Below are 18206 nucleotides of genomic sequence, written 5' to 3'. Positions count from 1 at the left end.
TTTAAAACAATAAGTTATTTTCATAAAAATTTATCTTGTTTTTTTAAATATTTTATTGCATAATTTGTATATAATTTTAAATAGAATTTAGCAGTTAGAAATGTATTTTGTAATAAAAAATAAAGAAGCTTAATCATTAAGCTTCTTTATTTTTTTAATAATTTGTTTAAAGAAAATTGCTTAAAAATGGAGGAGCATTATGCCACAAGATATTAAAACTGTTATTACTAATCAAATTAAACAAGATATCAATGAAAATATTAAAGATGATATTGTATTAAAAGCGAAGTTTTTTAAGATGATATGGTTACAAACTAAAAATGGGGATAATAATATGTTTCCTAAACTTTTAGTTTATCTTTCTTGTATGAGTGAAAATCGTAATGCTAACATTTCTAAAGAAAATATTGATAGTTTAGTTAGTTTAGTTGAAAATAATAATATTTTAGAATTTAAAGAAAAACTTGAAATAATAAATAGCCAAATTGTAAAGTTAAGTGCAACTAAATTATTTTTCTAACCAAATATTCGATTGGCGAAAGATAATTTAGTATTTTTCTTGGTCTTTGGTTTAAAGACAATATAAATTTATGAACTGCATTTTTAGTAGTGTTTGAAATATTAAATTTTTTAGGAAATTTTTCTCTAATTAAACCATTAGTATTTTCATTAGTACCTCTTTGTCAAGGTGAATATGCATCAGCAAAATAAATTTTCACATTTAAATTTTTTTCAAGTTGTTGTCAATTAGCAAATTCTTTACCCCTATCAAATGTTATAGTCTTAACAAGATTATTTGGAAGAATTGATAAATAATGACTAATATTTTTGTTAATAACTTTAGTAGTTCTATTTTCAACTAATATTGCTAAAGTAAATCTTGATGTTCTTTCAACTAAAGTTATTAAACATGATTTACTTTTACCTCGTGATAATACTACAGTATCACCTTCTCAATGGCCAAGAGTTATGCGATTATTAACATTTCGTTCTTTAATGGATTTACCATTAAATTTACCCCGATTTTCTTGAGATTTTCGTTTCTTACCTTTTCTTCTTAAATTTTTACTAGTAACCTTTTCAAGTAATCCAGAATAAATTCAATTGTAAATTGTTTTAAAACTAATAATTCATTCTTGATGAAAATTTTTAATTCTGCCATAAATTTGTTCAGGCGATCAACCTAATAATAATTTTTGTTGTACATATTTTACTAATTCTCTATTTTTAAATTTATGAAAATAAACATGTAATTGTTTTCTATTTTCTGCTTTATTTTGTGCAATTAATGAAAAATAATGATTATTATCTTTATTTCTATTAACTTCTCGATTAATAGTACTAATACTTCGATTAAGATTTTTAGCTATTTCACTAATTTTTACTTTAAATTTCAATTGATTCTCAATATAAATTCTTTCATCTATGCCAAGATGTTTGTATCCCATATAAAAACTCCTTAAATTTACTTTTTCTAAAATAAACTTAGCATCATGAAATTTTTATATGAAATCTTTTGCAATTTTATTTACTTGCACTTACAAGTATAATTCAGCATCTAAATTAATTTCTTTTTCAATAATATCAGGTTGTTCATTTTGTGGTTGTGCAGTACTACTTTTTGTTGGGTTGTCTTTTTTATTAACACTTTTCTTTGGTGCTTGTCTTTTTTGGCGAGTTAATGTTTCTAGACTATTTTTAATTTTATCTTTATTGTTATTAGGCTTATTGGCAATTAATGGTCCTGCTGCATTACTAGTTATCAAAATTATCCCTAGTAATTCTAAAAGTTTTTTCATACTAACCAAATTCCTTTCGTGAATTTTTGCTAACTAATAAATTTTTATAGTAACGACCCGTTGCCGACTTTAAATTTATAAAATTTAATTAATACAAATTAATTATAAATCATCAAATAAGAATTTTTATCATTTTTTCAGTTTATTGAATATTAAAATTTGTTAAAGTTACTATCAAGAAAGGCAATTTATTATGTTAAAAATTAATAATAATGTAAAAACCTCAGAAAACAAGCATTGGTTTAGTTTATTTACAACCCATAAAAATATGTACACTGATAAATGCGAGCAATTAGCTAATGAATATGAAAAATTAGATGAATACTTATATAAATATCATTATCGATTAAAGCAAGGGTATAAAATAGTTCATTTTGCTTTAAGGACAATTATTACAATTTTTGGCAATGTTACTTTTAAACGACGTCGATATAAATATTGAAATCAAAAATCAGGTAAATTCGAATATGTATGTTTATTAGATAAAGAAATTGGTTTATTGCCGAAACAACGCATTTATTTTGATGTTCAATTTAAAGTTTTAAGTCTTTTGGGCGATGGTAAACGATACCGCGATGTCTTAGATGCTCTAAATCATTGTTATATTTCAAAAGCTAGTATTTCAAGCATTTTAAATAAATATGATATTGCTGAATATTTTCAATTAGCAGAAAAAGAAACTAAAACTAGAATTAATGTCAAAAATAAGGATTTATATATTCAACTAGATGAGACGTTTTTAGCAACATTAGATAATAAAATTAAACAAGACCAAAGAATTCGTTTAGTTACTTTTCATACCGGACATAAAGAAAAAAAGTACAAAAATTCTCGTAGAGAATTAGAAAATAAACGGGGTCATTTTCTAATGTTAAAAGTTAATAAACAAATAAATACGATGGATTATCGTGATTTATTAATTAAAGAATTGCAAAAACATTATGTGAATATTAATTATAACAAAATAATTGTTTGTGGCGATGGTGCTACTTGAATTAGAGAAATTGCCAATAGTTTTGGTAATGTTAGATATATTTTGGATGGTTATCATGCTGTTAAAAAATTAAAACAAACTGCATTTAATATTATTTTTGAAAATCGTAAAGTAACACTAAATAGTTGAATTGAATTATATAAAAATGGAAATCATCAAGAATTGGTAAAAAACATTCGTAATGTTGCTAAAAATGAATTAAATAAAGATATTAAAACAAATTTAAGAAAGGCGAGTAATTATTTCAAAAACAATTAGCACGGTATTCATAACCAAAATTTAGAATGAAATATCGGTTGTAGCATTGAAAGTGATGTATCGCATTTGGTAAAACAACAATTAGGCTATGGAGCAAAAATATATAATCATAAGAATTTAAATAACTTATTACATTTTAAGAATGGCAAATTTAAACAAATTAAATGTATTACATTACATTAATGAAAATATTAATTCAGAAATAGAAATCAGAAAAGAAATATATAAAAATTCATTATGAAATAAATATAATAAGAAAAATGATGATAGTTGAATTAATTATAAAGGTAATGCTGTAACAAATAAATACAATAGATTTAAGTAAGTAAAAATATTAGTTAAAATTAAAAAAAATTTAATAAAATTAATAATTTTTTATTGTGTAAAAATTTAATAATATGATAAAATAATGATGAATAAAAATGACAATAGCAAGAAAGGCAGGGTTAGTTTAGTAATTAAATAATATAATTAGCTGATTGTTTTACTTCTTCAAAGCAATACCTAAGAAAACTAAACGCGACCTAGAATAATTAATTTTTCTGTTTTTAAAACTAAAAACGATATAATTATATTTAGAGGTGATAAAATGGAAAAAGGTCAAGCATTAATTAATGGTAAGTTGCTTTCTTCAACAAATGTTATTGAAATTACGAGTCCAAACACATTAGAAGTAATTGGTAGTGTTCCTGCTCTTTCGTTAGAAAATATTAATGATGCGTTTTTGGCAGCTAAGGATGTCCAAAAGCAATGAGAGGGATTATTAATTAATGAAAGAATTAAGTTTATTGAACAATGAAAGCAGTTAATAATTGAAAATACTGATGCGCTTGCTAATTTGATGGTCTTAGAAATTGCTAAAGGTAAAAAAGCAGCTATTTCTGAAATTAATCGTACAATTGAATATATTGATTTTACTGTTAATGAAGCATATCGTATTTATCCTGAATCATATACAGGTGATGCTTTTAATGTGAAAAATAAGTTGGCAATTTTTTCGCGAGTTGCTAAAGGAGTTGTTTTAGCAATTTCACCTTTTAATTATCCTGTTAATTTATCGTTAGCAAAAATAATTCCAGCATTAATTATGGGGAATACAGTGGTTTTTAAACCAGCTTCACAAAGTTCTTTAACAGGATTATTTTTAGCTAAGTTAGCATTTGATGCTAATTTTCCTGCTGGTGTCATTAATGCGGTTACTGGTAAGGGCAGTGTTATTGGTGATAGTTTAGTAACCCATCCAGCAATTAATGTTATTTCTTTTACTGGTTCTGATGTTACAGGAAAACATATTACAAAGATTACTAATAAAGTGGATATTATTTTGGAATTAGGTGGTAAAGATCCAGCCATTGTTCTTAAAGACTGTAATCTCGCAATGACGGCGAAAAAAATTGTTAAAGGAGCATTTAGTTATTCAGGTCAAAGATGTACTGCTATTAAAAGAGTTTTAGTTGATAATACGATTGCTGATGAATTGGTATCTTTAATTAAAGTTGAAACAAAAAAATTAACAGTTGGAAGTCCGAATGATAATGCTGATATTACGCCAATTATTGATATGAAAACCAGCGATATTCTTCAAAAATTAGTTGATGACGCGTTAGAAAAAAAGGCATTGTTAGTTTTAGGAAATACTAGAAAAAATAATTTGTGATATCCAACAATTATTGATAATGTTACTAAAGATATGGATATTGCTTGGATTGAACTATTTGGACCGGTGTTGCCAATTATCAGAGTAACATCAATTGGTGAAGCGATTACGCTTGCAAATAGTTCTAAATATGGTTTACAAGCATCAATTTTTACTAATGATATTGATACGGCGGTTAAAATTGCTAATCAATTAGATGTTGGTTCCATTAACATTAATGATGCTCCCCAACGCGGACCAGATTATTTACCTTTTTTAGGAATTAAAGATTCAGGGATGGGCGTACAAGGGATTCGCGAAGCATTATTATCAATGACCCGACATAAAGGTATTGTTTTTAATTGAAAGGCAGACAAATAATAACAAGAAATTTAATAATGATATTGTTTTTAAAGTTAAGTATTTACTTAACTTTTTTTTGGATTTTTAAATTATAAAAATTAGATAAAACTCTTGCTTATTGATAGTAAAATATTTCATAATTTAATAACAGATAGTTATATTGTATTTTATTAACAGTTAACATCAGAAAGGATACTTTAAAAATATGAAAAATATTTATCAATTATTAAAAGTTTTTACACCACTTTTGTTTTTAACCCTACCACTTTTAGTTATTGTTGGTTGTAATTCTGAATATAATATTGCCGAAGAAAAAAATAATAAAAAAATTGCTATGACCATTATTGAAGAAGATTTAAAAACAATGGAAAGTATTAATAGCACAGCTTATTATCAGTTAATGAATCATAAAGTCTTTGAATATGAAACCAAAAAAAATCAGAAAATTGAACAATTATTAGTTATGGGAACTCAATTAAATGGTAGTAAACTTATTACTAATGAAGAAGCCTCAGAGGCGCTTAATTTTATTGTTAGTGATTTTGAGAAAAAATTTAATAATATTAATGATAAAGTCGCTGTAACATATTCCAATTACTATCCTAATCCTGAGGATAAGCCCTTAGAACTTATTAAGGAGACAATAAAGTTTTCTTTAAATGAAATTAATTTAAGTGATTTAACAAGTTTAACTAAAAAAGATCCAAAATTAAAATTTCGGGCTACAAGATTAGATGTAACTTATCGTTATAATATTAACTTTAAAAATTATGATGCATCCAAAAAAAATCATTTTGCTCGTTATATTCTTTCTGATGATCTTCAAGGCTGAATTATACTTGTAAGTGCAAGTAAATAAAATTGCAAAAGATTTCATATAAAAATTTCATGATGCTAAGTTTATTTTAGAAAAAGTAAATTTAAGGAGTTTTTATATGGGATACAAACATCTTGGCATAGATGAAAGAATTTATATTGAGAATCAATTGAAATTTAAAGTAAAAATTAGTGAAATAGCTAAAAATCTTAATCGAAGTATTAGTACTATTAATCGAGAAGTTAATAGAAATAAAGATAATAATCATTATTTTTCATTAATTGCACAAAATAAAGCAGAAAATAGAAAACAATTACATGTTTATTTTCATAAATTTAAAAATAGAGAATTAGTAAAATATGTACAACAAAAATTATTATTAGGTTGATCGCCTGAACAAATTTATGGCAGAATTAAAAATTTTCATCAAGAATGAATTATTAGTTTTAAAACAATTTACAATTGAATTTATTCTGGATTACTTGAAAAGGTTACTAGTAAAAATTTAAGAAGAAAAGGTAAGAAACGAAAATCTCAAGAAAATCGGGGTAAATTTAATGGTAAATCCATTAAAGAACGAAATGTTAATAATCGCATAACTCTTGGCCATTGAGAAGGTGATACTGTAGTATCATCACGAGGTAAAAGTAAATCATGTTTAATAACTTTAGTTGAAAGAACATCAAGATTTACTTTAGCAATATTAGTTGAAAATAGAACTACTAAAGTTATTAACAAAAATATTAGTCATTATTTATCAATTCTTCCAAATAATCTTGTTAAGACTATAACATTTGATAGGGGTAAAGAATTTGCTAATTGACAACAACTTGAAAAAAATTTAAATGTGAAAATTTATTTTGCTGATGCATATTCACCTTGACAAAGAGGTACTAATGAAAATACTAATGGTTTAATTAGAGAAAAATTTCCTAAAAAATTTAATTTTTCAAACACTACTAAAAATGCAGTTCATAAATTTATATTGTCTTTAAACCAAAGACCAAGAAAAATACTAAATTATCTTTCGCCAATCGAATATTTGGTTAGAAAAATAATTTAGTTGCACTTAACTTTACAATTTGGCTGAGATAATAATTAATCCGGCAATAAAGGCAACTTGTGCAGGCATTTTTTCTATCGGAACAAACAGTTTTAAGAACCCCATAATAATTTCTCAAAACATTATTTTTTATCCTCGTTATTTTCTTTTGAATTAGGTGCTTTAACTCATTCTTCAAAGCGAGCAATAAACACTTTTTCGTCTTTTGTGAAATTACCAGTATTATTTTTAATGGCATTTTTGTATTTAATTCTAATTTTTATTTTGGCATAAATTTTATAAGCAAAATATGCCAGTAACATTATGCAAATGATTATAAATATTAGTCCAATTGTAATATTCATTTTTAAACTCCTTTAAAATAGTTATAATTTGTATCTTTTTTGTTGTTTTCTTTTTCGGCAATGAAGAAACCTAATAATTCTTGGCCTTTAATTAACTTAGTTTCTTGCTCTTGTTGATTAACTGAAATTACTTGATATTCACTATTCTTGATTATTCCGATGCAAATGGAATTTTCATATTTTCCTTTATAAACAAATCACTTTGGAAACCAAATACTGATTTGTTTATTAAATCAGGGAATTTTTGGTGCTTTGATTAAAATTGCGTTTTGCGTTTCTTTTAAGAGATATTTTTTAGTATTTAAGAAAATGTTTTCAATGTTTTTCATAGTAAATTACCTTTCTTATTTGTTATAAACTAAGTTATATTAACTAAGTTTTTTAAACATTTATATATCGCAGATTTGAATGTTTAACAAGTTTTGTTAGTAAACTTCGTTTACTAATTAACTTAGTTTGATTTCATTGGTGCAAAAAATATAAAGCATAATTAAAAATAATAAGTGTTAATTTAACCTTATATTTCTTGCAATAAATAAATGAGCTCATATTTATTTATTGATTTTGTGCAAAACTAACATAAGTGTGTGCTTTACACAACCTTAAATAAGGGCGCATAAAGTTTTGTTAGGTGGGTAAAGATTTGAATAAGTATTAAGGCAGTCGGCAATGATTGTCTTTTTATTTTATAAGGTGTTAAAATTTGTTCTTTGAAAATTAAATACAAGTGAATTAATAATGTTGGTATGTATTAAAGCACGATAAATTGTGGGTGGTCGCCATAACCAAAAGAAGTTTACCAGTTAATAGATAACACCCTATTAGCTATAGCAATTTGTTTCGTTTTGCAATAAAAAAATGAATGGGTGGATTTCCTAAAAATATACACGCTATTAAATTAGTTCCAAGGGTAGGATGCGGATATTAAAGTGTAGAAATTTCTATATAGGGGTATGCTAAGTTTAAAATTATTAAAACCTTTATCTAATAATAATAAAAAAACAAAATTTACTAACAAAGCTTGTTAAACACTTAAATCTGCGATATATAAGTGTTTAAAAAACTAAGTTAACTAACTTAGTTAATATAACTTAGTTTATCTATAAGGAAGGTAATTTACTATGAAAAACATTGAAAACATTTTCTTAAATACTAAGAAGTATCTTTTAAAAGAAACGCAAAACGCAATGTTTATTAAAGCGCCAAAAATTCCGTGATTTAATAAACAAATCAGTATTTGGTTTCCAAAGCGATTTGTTTATAAAGGAAAATACGAAAATTCAATTTGTATTGGAATAATAAAAGATAGTAAATATCAAGTAATTTCAATTAATCAACAAGAACAAGAAACGAAGTTAATTAAAGGCCGAGAATTATTAGGTTTCTTCATTGCCGAAAAAGAAAATAACAAAAAAGATATGAATTATAACTATTTTAAAGGAGTTTAAAAATGAATATTGCAATTGGACTAATATTTATTATTGTCAGCATAATGCTGTCAGCATATTTTGCTTATAAAATTTATGCCAAAATAAAAATTAGAATTAAATATAAAAATGCCATTAAAAATAATACTGGTAATTTCACAAAAGACGAAAAAGTATTTATTGCTCGCTTTGAAGAATGAGTTAAAACCCCTAATTCAAAAGAAAATAACAAGGATAAAAAATAATGTTTTGAGAAATTATCATGGAGTTCTTAAAACTGTTTGTTCCGATAGAAAAAATGCCTGCACAAGTTGCTTTTATTGCCGGATTAATTATTATCATTACTTTTCTTTTCGCATTAATTTCAATTATGTATTTACCAATAAAAATGATTTTTGGGAAATAAAAAATGACGGTAAATTTAAAAGAATTTAATTGAGAGCAAATTAAACAAACTTTCTGAGATTTATTTATTCAAATTACAACTATCCCGGCTCATATTAGTGGTGGTAAAGAAATTGATTTAACCCAAAAAACACTTTGACTTTTAATAGCAAACATTGCTTTTTGATTCTTAACAGCGATTATGATGTGATTTATTCTAATGCTACTTTGAAAAACCATATCAGTATTTAGATAAAGACAAATGACGAATGCCTCAAGAAGAAAGGGGGTGATTATATGATTGGAACTTTCTTAGCCGATGCACCAGCAAAAATAACAGCTAGCGATGCGATGACTAAGATTGTGAAATGCAATTATAACGGCATTTACTAAAATGTGAGAAATTATTGCTGTTAATATGCCACAAGTCGGTAACTTCTTTGCTGACTACTGAATCTTCATTTTTCCATTTATTTTGGCAATATTCTTTATTTGCTTTAAAATGTTTGAAAAACTACTTGGCGCAGTCCGCTAACAAAAAAATAAAGTGAGGTGCAAGATGAAATTTTGCAAATGAATAATAGAAAAAAATAACCATTTTATTGAATTGAATCGCACCTCATTTTTAATTTTATGACATTGCGGAGCAATTTGATACATTTACAACGGTTATTTCAAAAACATTGTGAGCTATTTATTTTTAGCCGGTTGTATTTTAATTTTCCTTTTTAAAATCGGTAATTTAACACAAATTAACAAAGTTATTAATTTCTTAAAAAATTCACCATTAAATATTGTGATTGGTTCATTAGGGACTGGAAAAACTGCTTTTCTAGTATACGCAGCAAAATTACTAAAAAAGAAGAAATATCACATCGCCGCAACCTTTCCATTATTAGAAACCCAAAAATTAAGTTTAGGGCATATGGGGTTATTAGACTTTGATTATCCGGTATTGCCAGACAAAACGTTACTTTTGTGAGATGAAACCAATTTATTTTTAGAAGGAACTGATTGAGAAAAAAATAATACCAAAAACGAAGAAACCGGTATTCAAGAATATTTCGCTTTGGCACGCCATTTCGGTCATATTGTGCTTGCTAGCGGTCAAAGAGATAAACATATTTGAGTTAAAGTTCGTGATATTGCCAATAATGTGATTGTGGGAATTCGCAAAAAACCCGTTAATATTTTTCGTCCCTACTTAAAAGTCATCTATGGCACCTTTACGAGCATTGAAGAATATGAACGCTGACGAAACACCTTAATTGATGCGAAAAATAGTAAAAAAGGGCGTCGCATTAAATATCGCGATATTCCTGAACTTGATATTTATTTTTTAAAACTAAAAATTCCTCTACCAATATTAAACACTTACAATTCTTTTTACCTAGCATTTTTAAGAGATTACTTAAATTCAAAAGTAAATCCCGACTATGAAGACAAATACTATACTGACACAGCAATTGATTTAGAAGACTTAGAATACTTAAAAATGGATAAATTTAGCAAATTTTTAAGAAAAATGAAAGAAAAGGAATAATATAAAAAATGGAAAATCTCGCAAAAATGTCCGACTTTCTGGCTCAAATGCTTTATAAAGTTTTTGACTTAATTTGAAGTTTAGAGGTGCCGGGAACAAATATTCAACTAATATTTCTTTTGTTCTTAACACTGGCTGTAGAATTTCTTATGGCAATTATTCTTGGATTTGGTAGTCAACAAGTTAATTTAGAAAAACAACGCCAATATGCGGTTAAAAATAAAGGGCGTTTAAGTGCGTGAGGAAAAACTAAAAAACAAATAAAACCAATAAAAACAAAGCAAGGTAACTAACAATGTTTAAACTAATTATTATTTTTATCTTAATAACTGTTCTTGGGTTATTAGCAGGTAGTCATTTTGAAACCTTAACGAACTATATTAGCGAAGGGCTTGCTAATTTCCAAAAATTTATTACTAGCAATTTAACAATTTTAGAACTATTTAAACCAATGGCTCGGACATTTTCGCAACACCCAATTTTTACCATTCTTGGCGTTACTTGTGTACTTATTGCCTTATTTATTGTGATTAAAGGACGATAAAAATATGAAAGAAGAATTAAAATGAAAAAACTTTTAGGAAAATTATTTAAAAAAGATAATTCAAAAGAAAAAATGCCTTTAAAATTAAGAATTAAAAATTCTTTTAAAAAACAGTGGTTAAGAGTATTATTAAGTATTATTTTCATCTTTATAAGCTTATTACTTTGTGCATTAACAGTAATTGATACTAAATGAATAACTGGAACAAGTAACGAATTTAATAATTTTATGAATAGACAGATGGTTGATTTCTTTGGCAAGTTCAATAGTGGTATTATGCTAGCAGGAATATTTGTTTTTTGATGAGGTGGAGCAATATATTTAGCAATTAAATTTGAAAAATTAATCCGCTTGATTATTCAAAAAATTAAAGTAAAAAGAATCTTGAAAAATGAAATCAAACAAAGTCATTAATTCTTTAAAAAAATATTGATGGAGAATTTTACCTTACATTTTTATGATTATTACCTTTTTTCTCCCATTTTTAAAATTGGAAATTAATGATTTGAAATTATTATATGAAAAATTTGAAGCATTAATTTCACTTATGATACTAGGATATTTAGATATATGCATTACAATAGCAGTGGTTATAAACTGTAGTATTGAATGATTTATTAAAAAAACCAAAACTAAAAGAACAATGAAAAATAAAATATTTTAAAAAGGAGTGATAAAAATGTTTATGAAAATATTTACCGTGTTAATTATTAGTTTCAATAACATTTTTACTATTCCACCAAACATTAACAACGAGAAAACGGCAGTGCAATTAGTTAGAAATAAAAGAAAAACTCAATATAAAACATATGACTTAAAATTTTCAGAAATAAATAACAGTTATTTACAATCATTGTATAAAAAAGGTAGTGACCCAGTATATATTAATATTGACTCAGTAAAAGAGCAATTACCTTTAGAAATAAAAAATTATGGAGAAAATACTAGAGGGTTTGCTGTCTTTACCAATGAACCAGTATTTAAAGAAATTAAAGAAATTTATAATTATAAAAAAGAAAACAGCACCCCAGAAGAAAGAGAATTTTTTGATAAAGATTTTCAAAAAACAAATAAAAAAATTAAAGATGTAAAAATAACAATACAAGAATATAGTTATCCCGGTTCAAAAAAATTTCATATTAAAAAATTTTTAGCAAAATTAGAAACTAAACCAAGTACGGACATTGATTTGCCAGAAACAACCACCAAATTTGACGGCAACCATAACTATAGTGATGTTATTGATAATCTTGACTATTTAATGATTCACCGTGGTGATTTTGATAAATTTAATTACTCTTATCTCTATTGAACACCAGTATTTAATTTCATTGACACTTTAGAAAAAGGTTACTATAAAGAATTCACCATTAAAAATCATGGTTTTAAAGACGAGAGCTATTTTTATCACAAGACTTCTAGTAATAAAAATGTAGTAAATGAGAATGTTTTGAAAATTCAGGCATTTAACAAAACTATAATTGCCGGAAATAAGTATTTACAATTGCTACACGGTGAAAAGGAAATCTGAAAATATGATACTGCAAACGCTAACGATTATTACTTAATTAAGTATCTTTTTGGTACTTTAAATTACCTTAATGTTAGATTTAGTTTTCTACGTTATGACCCAGATTTACGAAATGATATTTACCTATATTTTAAAAATAACATTCCTAGTATTAACAACAGCGATTACAAAAATGTTTTTGACGAAATCTATGAAATCCTTGGTAACTTCTTTGCCAGTTTATTTTATGCTACTTTTGATATGGACGAAAAAACTTACACCGAAATTGATTTTAAGGGTGTAGATAATTACAACAAAAATTACTTTATTCAAATCGGTTTCTTTTACCGTTCATTAATTACCTTTTATCCCAAAAAATACTTAGTAAATATTATAGGAAACTCAGAATTATTACTAAGAAGTTATTTCTTTACTTTTGACAAAAAAACGCATCAAGAGAATTATGATGCCTTTAAAAACAATAATAGTATCTACCAAATTGATTTTAATGTCTTAAAATCCTATGATAATAAACTAATTACCTTGCCAACCAGCAAGACTGCTAACAGCATCAATTACCTCAATACGGATATTGATATTCGTTATGGTATTAATATTTTTACCTTAACCTTTCCACTTTATCACAAAGATAATATCTCTAACTACAATTTTAAAATTTATGACTTTAATGTCTTAAATTCAACAGCCTTTATCCCTGATGGTTCAAATAACAGTGAATGAGACGATTTAATTCCACCAGCAAATTGTAAATATTCTGGACGATGAATACCAACTTTTAATGATATTGGATGTGCCCTTCAAAATGCTGGTATCAAAATGATAAACTGAATGCTGACAGCTTCACAAATAATTACCATTTTACGCCCATTAGCAATTATTGCCAAAGCAACAGTTAACTTTTCAACCGCGATTTTTCCAGTTTTTAAAACAGTACCAGCTTTTTACTATACCTTTCAATTTTTAATCGGTTTCGCCATTTTTCTAATGAAATTAAGGATTTTCGTGTAATATATATATATATATATATTGAAAAAATAAAGTAATAAAAGAATTAAAATAATGAAAATTTTAAATATAATAACTCTTTCGACATTAACAATATTACCAATAGTTGGCTGTTCTAAAAAAGAAAACGAAACACAACAAGTTCAATATAAAATATATGACTTAAAATTTTCAGAAATAAATAACAGTTATTTACAATCATTGTATAAAAAAGGCAGCGACCCAGTATATATTAATATTGACTCAGTAAAAGAGCAATTACCTTTAGAAATAAAAAATTATGGAGAAAATACTAGAGGGTTGCTGTCTTTACCAATGAACCAGTATTTAAAAAAATTAAAGAAATTTATAATTATAAAAAAGAAAACAGCACCCCAGAAGAAAGAGAATTTTTTGATAAAGATTTTCAAAAAAAAAATATTGAATATTTTTATATTGCTAAAAAAATTAAAGATGTAAAAATAACAATACAAGAATATAGTTATCCCGGTTCAAACAAATTTCATATTAAAAAATTTCATACAAAAAAAGACAACAATTAATTCATTATTTAATTAATAAAAATATATAAAATGTTAAAATTACTGCCTAGAGAAAGATGGTTTTTAATTATGATAATACTCTTCTTAAACAACTTTTTCATTTTTTCTATTTTGACAAAATAAAAAAGCAGTATTTAAGTTTAAATACTGCTTTAGTTAAAAATATTTTTAATCTTAATTTAAATTAGATAATTAACAAATATATTAAAATTAAAATTTGAAGTCGGGTTATTTATGCATAACACATATAAGAAATATTTTAATTTTTTAATTAATAATGTTAAATTTTATTCTATTCCTAGTCAATCGCCTTCAGTGTTGGTTATAATGACAAAACCATCATTTTCATTATCTAATATTTCAAAATAACCATTTATTTGTTCAAAATGAAACAGCATTACTTTTACGAGAGTATTGAAATCTTCATTTGTGACACTTCCGCCTCAGCTAGAATGATCACTTATAACAAATTTATTTTTAATAATTTTAGTAATGCTTGTTGCAATTAAAGTGATTGATTATGTAATATTTACAATATTTTTTTTAATAATTAAATACATTCTATCGCATGATAAGCATCATATCCCGGAATTAATCTGTATCAATTATCTCAAACAGGTGTTAAAAATATTTCTTTAAAAGAACATTTTTTATTTGTAAAATAAACTGTTTTATAACCTTGATATTTATTTGAATTATAGTATGTTGCCCCATCAATATCAGCAGAGGTATCTGTAATTCGACTAACACCAACATCATTTATATCTAAATTAGTATTTTTGGCTTTAACAGCTGCTAAAATTGTATCTTTGTTATTGTTATTTAAAGACCCTAAACTGTTATTTATAATAAATGTACCTAATCCTTGTTTTTCATATTTAGAACATAATAAGTTGTCATTAATATTTCTTTTATTTCTTTTTTTGGCATTGAGTTTGGAAATTTTTCACATCAATCTCTTAAAAATTGAACTCCAGCGGATACAACAAGTATTGCAATTTGATTTCCTAAATTTTGTTTAAAATCTCTATTCATTATATTATTACTATAAAATAAATTAGAATTTGTTAATCAATTTGTTACAATAAAATTAACATTTGGTTCTTTTGATGAATTTAAAATTTCATTTGAACCTGGATTTCAATATATTGGACGTTCTGGCCGCTCTTGCTCTAGTCTGAAATTATTATCTATTAAACTTTGAACACTATTAAATCTTAAGCTTTCTGCTGTAAGTATAATTATACGTCCTAAAGATCTTCTAATACTTCTAGCTGTTGTAGTATCTTCTGAATAATTTATTAAATCATTAAAAGAAGCTAAAATATCATTTCATCTAATATATTCTTCTGAAGGTAACAAACTATTATAATTTCCATCAAAGCCTAATCTTCATGAAGTATAACCATTAATATTTGTGGTTGTAGAATCATTAAAATGATAATAAATATTATTGTTATTACCAATCATTGTATATCCTTGAAGATAAAGATCTCTAGATCTAAAAACTAAATTTATTCTTCTATTTTGAAATGATACAGGAATAATAAAATTATTATTATTATTTTGTAAATCTGTATTTATAGCATAAGGAGTTGTTGTACTACCGTCAGAATTGGTTGAAGTTAAAAGAAGAATGTTTTGATTTCTTAATCAATTTCTAATTTCGGTTATTGTATTATAAAAGTCTACTTGAGAAAATTCTTCATTAATATTTAATTCACTACTTGATGTCGGAATTTCTCTTATATTATTATTAGTTATTTTAACTCTACTTAAAACTTCTAAATTATTTGTTTGTTGATACGGGGCCGCGGCAACGACCATTGGCATTGTTGCGCCACTAATTGTTAAAAAACTTAATAAACTTATTAATTTTTTCATTTTGTTATTTCCTTTCCCCAAATCTTATTCTGTAATCTACCTCTACTTTGGAATTTAATTATATATCATTAAATAATAATTTCCTTTAATTTTGTAGAAAATAATTGATAAAGTCAAAAGTCCTTATCAAATATAGATTTTTGCAAAAACATTAATTTATTAAAAATCCAATAAAATCAAGGTTTTATTAAAATATCAAGAATTTTCGACAAAATAAAAAATAATTTCTATCATTTTTTCAAGATATTGAATACTAGTTCTAAAAAACATTTATCATTAAAGAAGAAAAATAAGCTAACTAAACTTTATTAAAATTACTATCAAGAAAGGTGATTTTTTTATGTTAGAAATTAATAATAATTTAAAAACCATAGAAAATAAGCATTGATTAAACTTATTTACAACTCACAAAAATATGTACACCAACAAATGCGAACAACTAGCTAATGAATATGAAAAATTAGATGAATACTTATATTTATATCATTATCGCTTAAAACAAGGTTATAAAGTAGTTCATTTTGCATCAAGAACAATTATTACAATTTTTGGTGATGTTACTTTTAAACGACGCCGATATAAATATTGAAATCAAAAATCAGGTAAATTTGAATATGTATGTTTGCTAGATAAAGAAATTGGTTTATTGCCTAAACAACGCATTTATTTTGATGTCCAATTTAAAGTTTTAAGTCTTTTGGGTGATGGTAAACGCTATCGCGATGTTTTAGATGCTCTAAATCATTGTTATATTTCAAAAGGTAGTATTTCAAATATTTTAAATAAATATGATATTGCTGAATATTTTCAACTAGCAGAAAAAGAAACTAAAACTAGAATTGATGTCAAAAATAAGGATTTATATATTCAACTAGATGAGACATTTTTAGCGACATTAGATTAGAAAGTTAAACAAGACCAAAGAATTCGTTTAGTTACTTTTCATACCGGACATAAAGAAAAAAATTACAAAAATGCTCGTAGAGAATTAGAAAACAAACGAGGTCATTTTCTAATGTTAAAAATTGGTAAATGAATAAATACTATGGATTATCGTGACTTATTAATTAGAGAATTACAAAAACATTATGTGAATATTAATTATGACAAAATAATTGTTTGTGGCGATGGCGCTACTTGAATTAGAGAAATTGCGAATAGTTTTGGTAATGTTAGATATATTTTAGATGGGTATCACGCTATTAAAAAATTCAAACAAACGGCATTTAATATTATTTTTGAAAATCGCAAAATAACACTAAATAGTTGAATTGAATTATATAAAAATGGAAATCATCAAGAATTGATAAAAAACATTCGTAATGTCGCTAAAAATGAATTAAATAAAAATATTAAAACAAATTTAAGGAGGGCGAGTAATTATTTCAGTAATAATAAGCACGGCATTCATAATCAAAATTTAGAATGAAATATCGGTTGTAGCATTGAAAGTGATGTATCGCATTTAGTAAAACAACAATTAGGATATGGAGCAAAAATATATAATCATAAGAATTTAAATAACTTATTACATTTAAGAATGGCAAATTTAAACAAATTAAATGTATTACATTATATTAATGAAAATATTAATTCAGAAATAGAAATCAGAAAAGAAATATATAAAAATTCATTATGAAATAAATATAATAATAAAAATGATGATAGTTGAATTAATTATAAAGGTAATGCTGTAACAAATAAATATAATAGATTTAAGTAAGTAAAAATATAAAATTAATATATATTAGTGAAAATTTAATATTAATAATTTTTATTGTGTAAAAATTCAATAATATGATAGAATGATAACGAATAAAAATGACAATAACAAGAAAGGTAGGGTTAGTTTAGTAATTAAATAATATAATTAGCTGATTGTTTTACTTCTTCAAAGCAATACCTAAGAAAACTAAACGCGACCCTTAAATAAACTTGTATTGACATTTAAGAAAGTAATTTATATAATACTTAAAGACAATTAAATCACAGCTTTTAAACATAATTAAGTTGCAAATAGATTGCTTAATCTTTTACTTTAAGTAGCCTTTGCTGCAATGGCGAATAGTAAT

24 protein-coding genes are annotated in these 18206 nt (G+C 25.0%); 19 read left to right on the top strand and 5 right to left on the bottom strand.

Translation table 4 applies throughout. The features are described from left to right. The first annotated feature begins 199 nt into the window (after nt 1-199). A complete protein-coding gene (locus AAHN02_RS02935) occupies nt 200-520 on the top strand; it encodes a hypothetical protein (RefSeq protein WP_342278126.1) in 321 nt (106 codons plus the stop codon). Here AAHN02_RS02935 and AAHN02_RS02930 read toward each other — a convergent pair. Further along, a complete protein-coding gene (locus AAHN02_RS02930; RefSeq protein ID WP_342278125.1) occupies nt 504-1448 on the bottom strand; it encodes an IS30 family transposase in 945 nt (314 codons plus the stop codon). The genes AAHN02_RS02935 and AAHN02_RS02930 overlap by 17 nt on opposite strands. 90 nt (nt 1449-1538) lie before the next feature. Continuing rightward, on the bottom strand, nt 1539-1799 hold the full coding sequence (locus AAHN02_RS02925) for a hypothetical protein (protein WP_342278124.1): 261 nt from the start codon (nt 1797-1799) through the stop codon (nt 1539-1541). A gap of 193 nt (nt 1800-1992) precedes the next feature. On the opposite strand from AAHN02_RS02925, the gene AAHN02_RS02920 reads away from it, so the two are divergent. The 5 genes from AAHN02_RS02920 to AAHN02_RS02900 all read left to right on the top strand — a co-directional run bounded on the left by AAHN02_RS02920 (nt 1993) and on the right by AAHN02_RS02900 (nt 6930). Then, nucleotides 1993-3051: an Mbov_0401 family ICE element transposase-like protein gene (locus tag AAHN02_RS02920; protein ID WP_342278123.1), complete on the top strand. Its 1059-nt coding sequence runs from the start codon at nt 1993-1995 to the stop codon at nt 3049-3051. A 142-nt stretch (nt 3052-3193) separates the two neighbouring features. Continuing rightward, a complete protein-coding gene (locus AAHN02_RS02915; protein WP_339024760.1) occupies nt 3194-3376 on the top strand; it encodes a hypothetical protein in 183 nt (60 codons plus the stop codon). A 264-nt stretch (nt 3377-3640) separates the two neighbouring features. Continuing rightward, nucleotides 3641-5068, top strand: a complete 1428-nt coding sequence (locus AAHN02_RS02910) for an NADP-dependent glyceraldehyde-3-phosphate dehydrogenase (protein WP_342278122.1) — start codon at nt 3641-3643, stop codon at nt 5066-5068. A 187-nt stretch (nt 5069-5255) separates the two neighbouring features. Beyond that, entirely contained in the window at nt 5256-5909 is a 654-nt protein-coding gene (locus AAHN02_RS02905) for a hypothetical protein (protein ID WP_342278121.1), read from the top strand. A gap of 76 nt (nt 5910-5985) precedes the next feature. Then, nucleotides 5986-6930, top strand: a complete 945-nt coding sequence (locus AAHN02_RS02900; protein WP_338966716.1) for an IS30 family transposase — start codon at nt 5986-5988, stop codon at nt 6928-6930. A gap of 122 nt (nt 6931-7052) precedes the next feature. On the opposite strand, the gene AAHN02_RS02895 is transcribed toward AAHN02_RS02900, so the two are convergent. Beyond that, entirely contained in the window at nt 7053-7274 is a 222-nt protein-coding gene (locus tag AAHN02_RS02895) for a hypothetical protein (protein ID WP_342277289.1), read from the bottom strand. Between the two features lie 2 nt (nt 7275-7276). Beyond that, nucleotides 7277-7603 (bottom strand): hypothetical protein, encoded by a 327-nt coding sequence (locus tag AAHN02_RS02890; RefSeq protein ID WP_342278120.1) that lies wholly within the window; start codon nt 7601-7603, stop codon nt 7277-7279. 792 nt (nt 7604-8395) lie between these two features. Here AAHN02_RS02890 and AAHN02_RS02885 point away from each other — a divergent pair. The 11 genes from AAHN02_RS02885 (at nt 8396) to AAHN02_RS02835 (ending at nt 14167) form a co-directional block, all read left to right on the top strand. After that, entirely contained in the window at nt 8396-8722 is a 327-nt protein-coding gene (locus AAHN02_RS02885; RefSeq protein ID WP_342278119.1) for a hypothetical protein, read from the top strand. A gap of 2 nt (nt 8723-8724) precedes the next feature. Further along, the gene (locus AAHN02_RS02880; protein WP_342278118.1) at nt 8725-8946 is read left to right on the top strand and encodes a hypothetical protein; all 222 of its coding nucleotides are present in this window, start codon (nt 8725-8727) and stop codon (nt 8944-8946) included. After that, on the top strand, nt 8946-9107 hold the full coding sequence (locus AAHN02_RS02875; RefSeq protein WP_338981383.1) for a hypothetical protein: 162 nt from the start codon (nt 8946-8948) through the stop codon (nt 9105-9107). The genes AAHN02_RS02880 and AAHN02_RS02875 overlap by 1 nt, the downstream gene beginning before the upstream one ends. Nucleotides 9108-9110: 3 nt before the next feature. After that, nucleotides 9111-9341, top strand: coding sequence for a hypothetical protein (locus tag AAHN02_RS02870; protein ID WP_342278117.1), 231 nt, complete (start codon nt 9111-9113; stop codon nt 9339-9341). A 105-nt stretch (nt 9342-9446) separates the two neighbouring features. Beyond that, entirely contained in the window at nt 9447-9620 is a 174-nt protein-coding gene (locus AAHN02_RS02865; protein ID WP_342278116.1) for a hypothetical protein, read from the top strand. Nucleotides 9621-9644: 24 nt separating this feature from the next. Further along, nucleotides 9645-10628, top strand: coding sequence for a hypothetical protein (locus tag AAHN02_RS02860; protein WP_342278115.1), 984 nt, complete (start codon nt 9645-9647; stop codon nt 10626-10628). An 8-nt stretch (nt 10629-10636) separates the two neighbouring features. Next, on the top strand, nt 10637-10921 hold the full coding sequence (locus AAHN02_RS02855) for a hypothetical protein (protein ID WP_342278114.1): 285 nt from the start codon (nt 10637-10639) through the stop codon (nt 10919-10921). A 2-nt stretch (nt 10922-10923) separates the two neighbouring features. Then, on the top strand, nt 10924-11172 hold the full coding sequence (locus tag AAHN02_RS02850) for a hypothetical protein (RefSeq protein ID WP_215826579.1): 249 nt from the start codon (nt 10924-10926) through the stop codon (nt 11170-11172). Between the two features lie 21 nt (nt 11173-11193). Beyond that, the gene (locus AAHN02_RS02845; protein ID WP_342278113.1) at nt 11194-11586 is read left to right on the top strand and encodes a hypothetical protein; all 393 of its coding nucleotides are present in this window, start codon (nt 11194-11196) and stop codon (nt 11584-11586) included. A gap of 271 nt (nt 11587-11857) precedes the next feature. After that, nucleotides 11858-13711: a hypothetical protein gene (locus tag AAHN02_RS02840; protein WP_342278112.1), complete on the top strand. Its 1854-nt coding sequence runs from the start codon at nt 11858-11860 to the stop codon at nt 13709-13711. Between the two features lie 51 nt (nt 13712-13762). Beyond that, complete coding sequence (locus AAHN02_RS02835) at nt 13763-14167, top strand: hypothetical protein (RefSeq protein WP_342278111.1); 405 nt, start codon at nt 13763-13765, stop codon at nt 14165-14167. Nucleotides 14168-15108: 941 nt separating this feature from the next. Here AAHN02_RS02835 and AAHN02_RS02830 read toward each other — a convergent pair. Then, nucleotides 15109-16134, bottom strand: coding sequence for a ribosome-inactivating family protein (locus AAHN02_RS02830; RefSeq protein WP_342278110.1), 1026 nt, complete (start codon nt 16132-16134; stop codon nt 15109-15111). 340 nt (nt 16135-16474) lie between these two features. Between AAHN02_RS02830 and AAHN02_RS02825 the strand changes: the two genes are divergently transcribed. Beyond that, nucleotides 16475-17038: a UPF0236 family transposase-like protein gene (locus AAHN02_RS02825; protein ID WP_342278109.1), complete on the top strand. Its 564-nt coding sequence runs from the start codon at nt 16475-16477 to the stop codon at nt 17036-17038. 111 nt (nt 17039-17149) lie between these two features. Further along, nucleotides 17150-17857 (top strand): UPF0236 family transposase-like protein, encoded by a 708-nt coding sequence (locus tag AAHN02_RS02820; protein WP_342278108.1) that lies wholly within the window; start codon nt 17150-17152, stop codon nt 17855-17857. The last annotated feature ends 349 nt before the right edge of the window (nt 17858-18206 follow it).

The sequence above is a fragment of the Spiroplasma endosymbiont of Nephrotoma flavescens genome (assembly GCF_964030835.1).
Lineage (GTDB): Bacteria > Bacillota_I > Bacilli_A > Mycoplasmatales > Nriv7 > Nriv7.
This window is presented reverse-complemented; position numbering and strand designations above follow the sequence as displayed.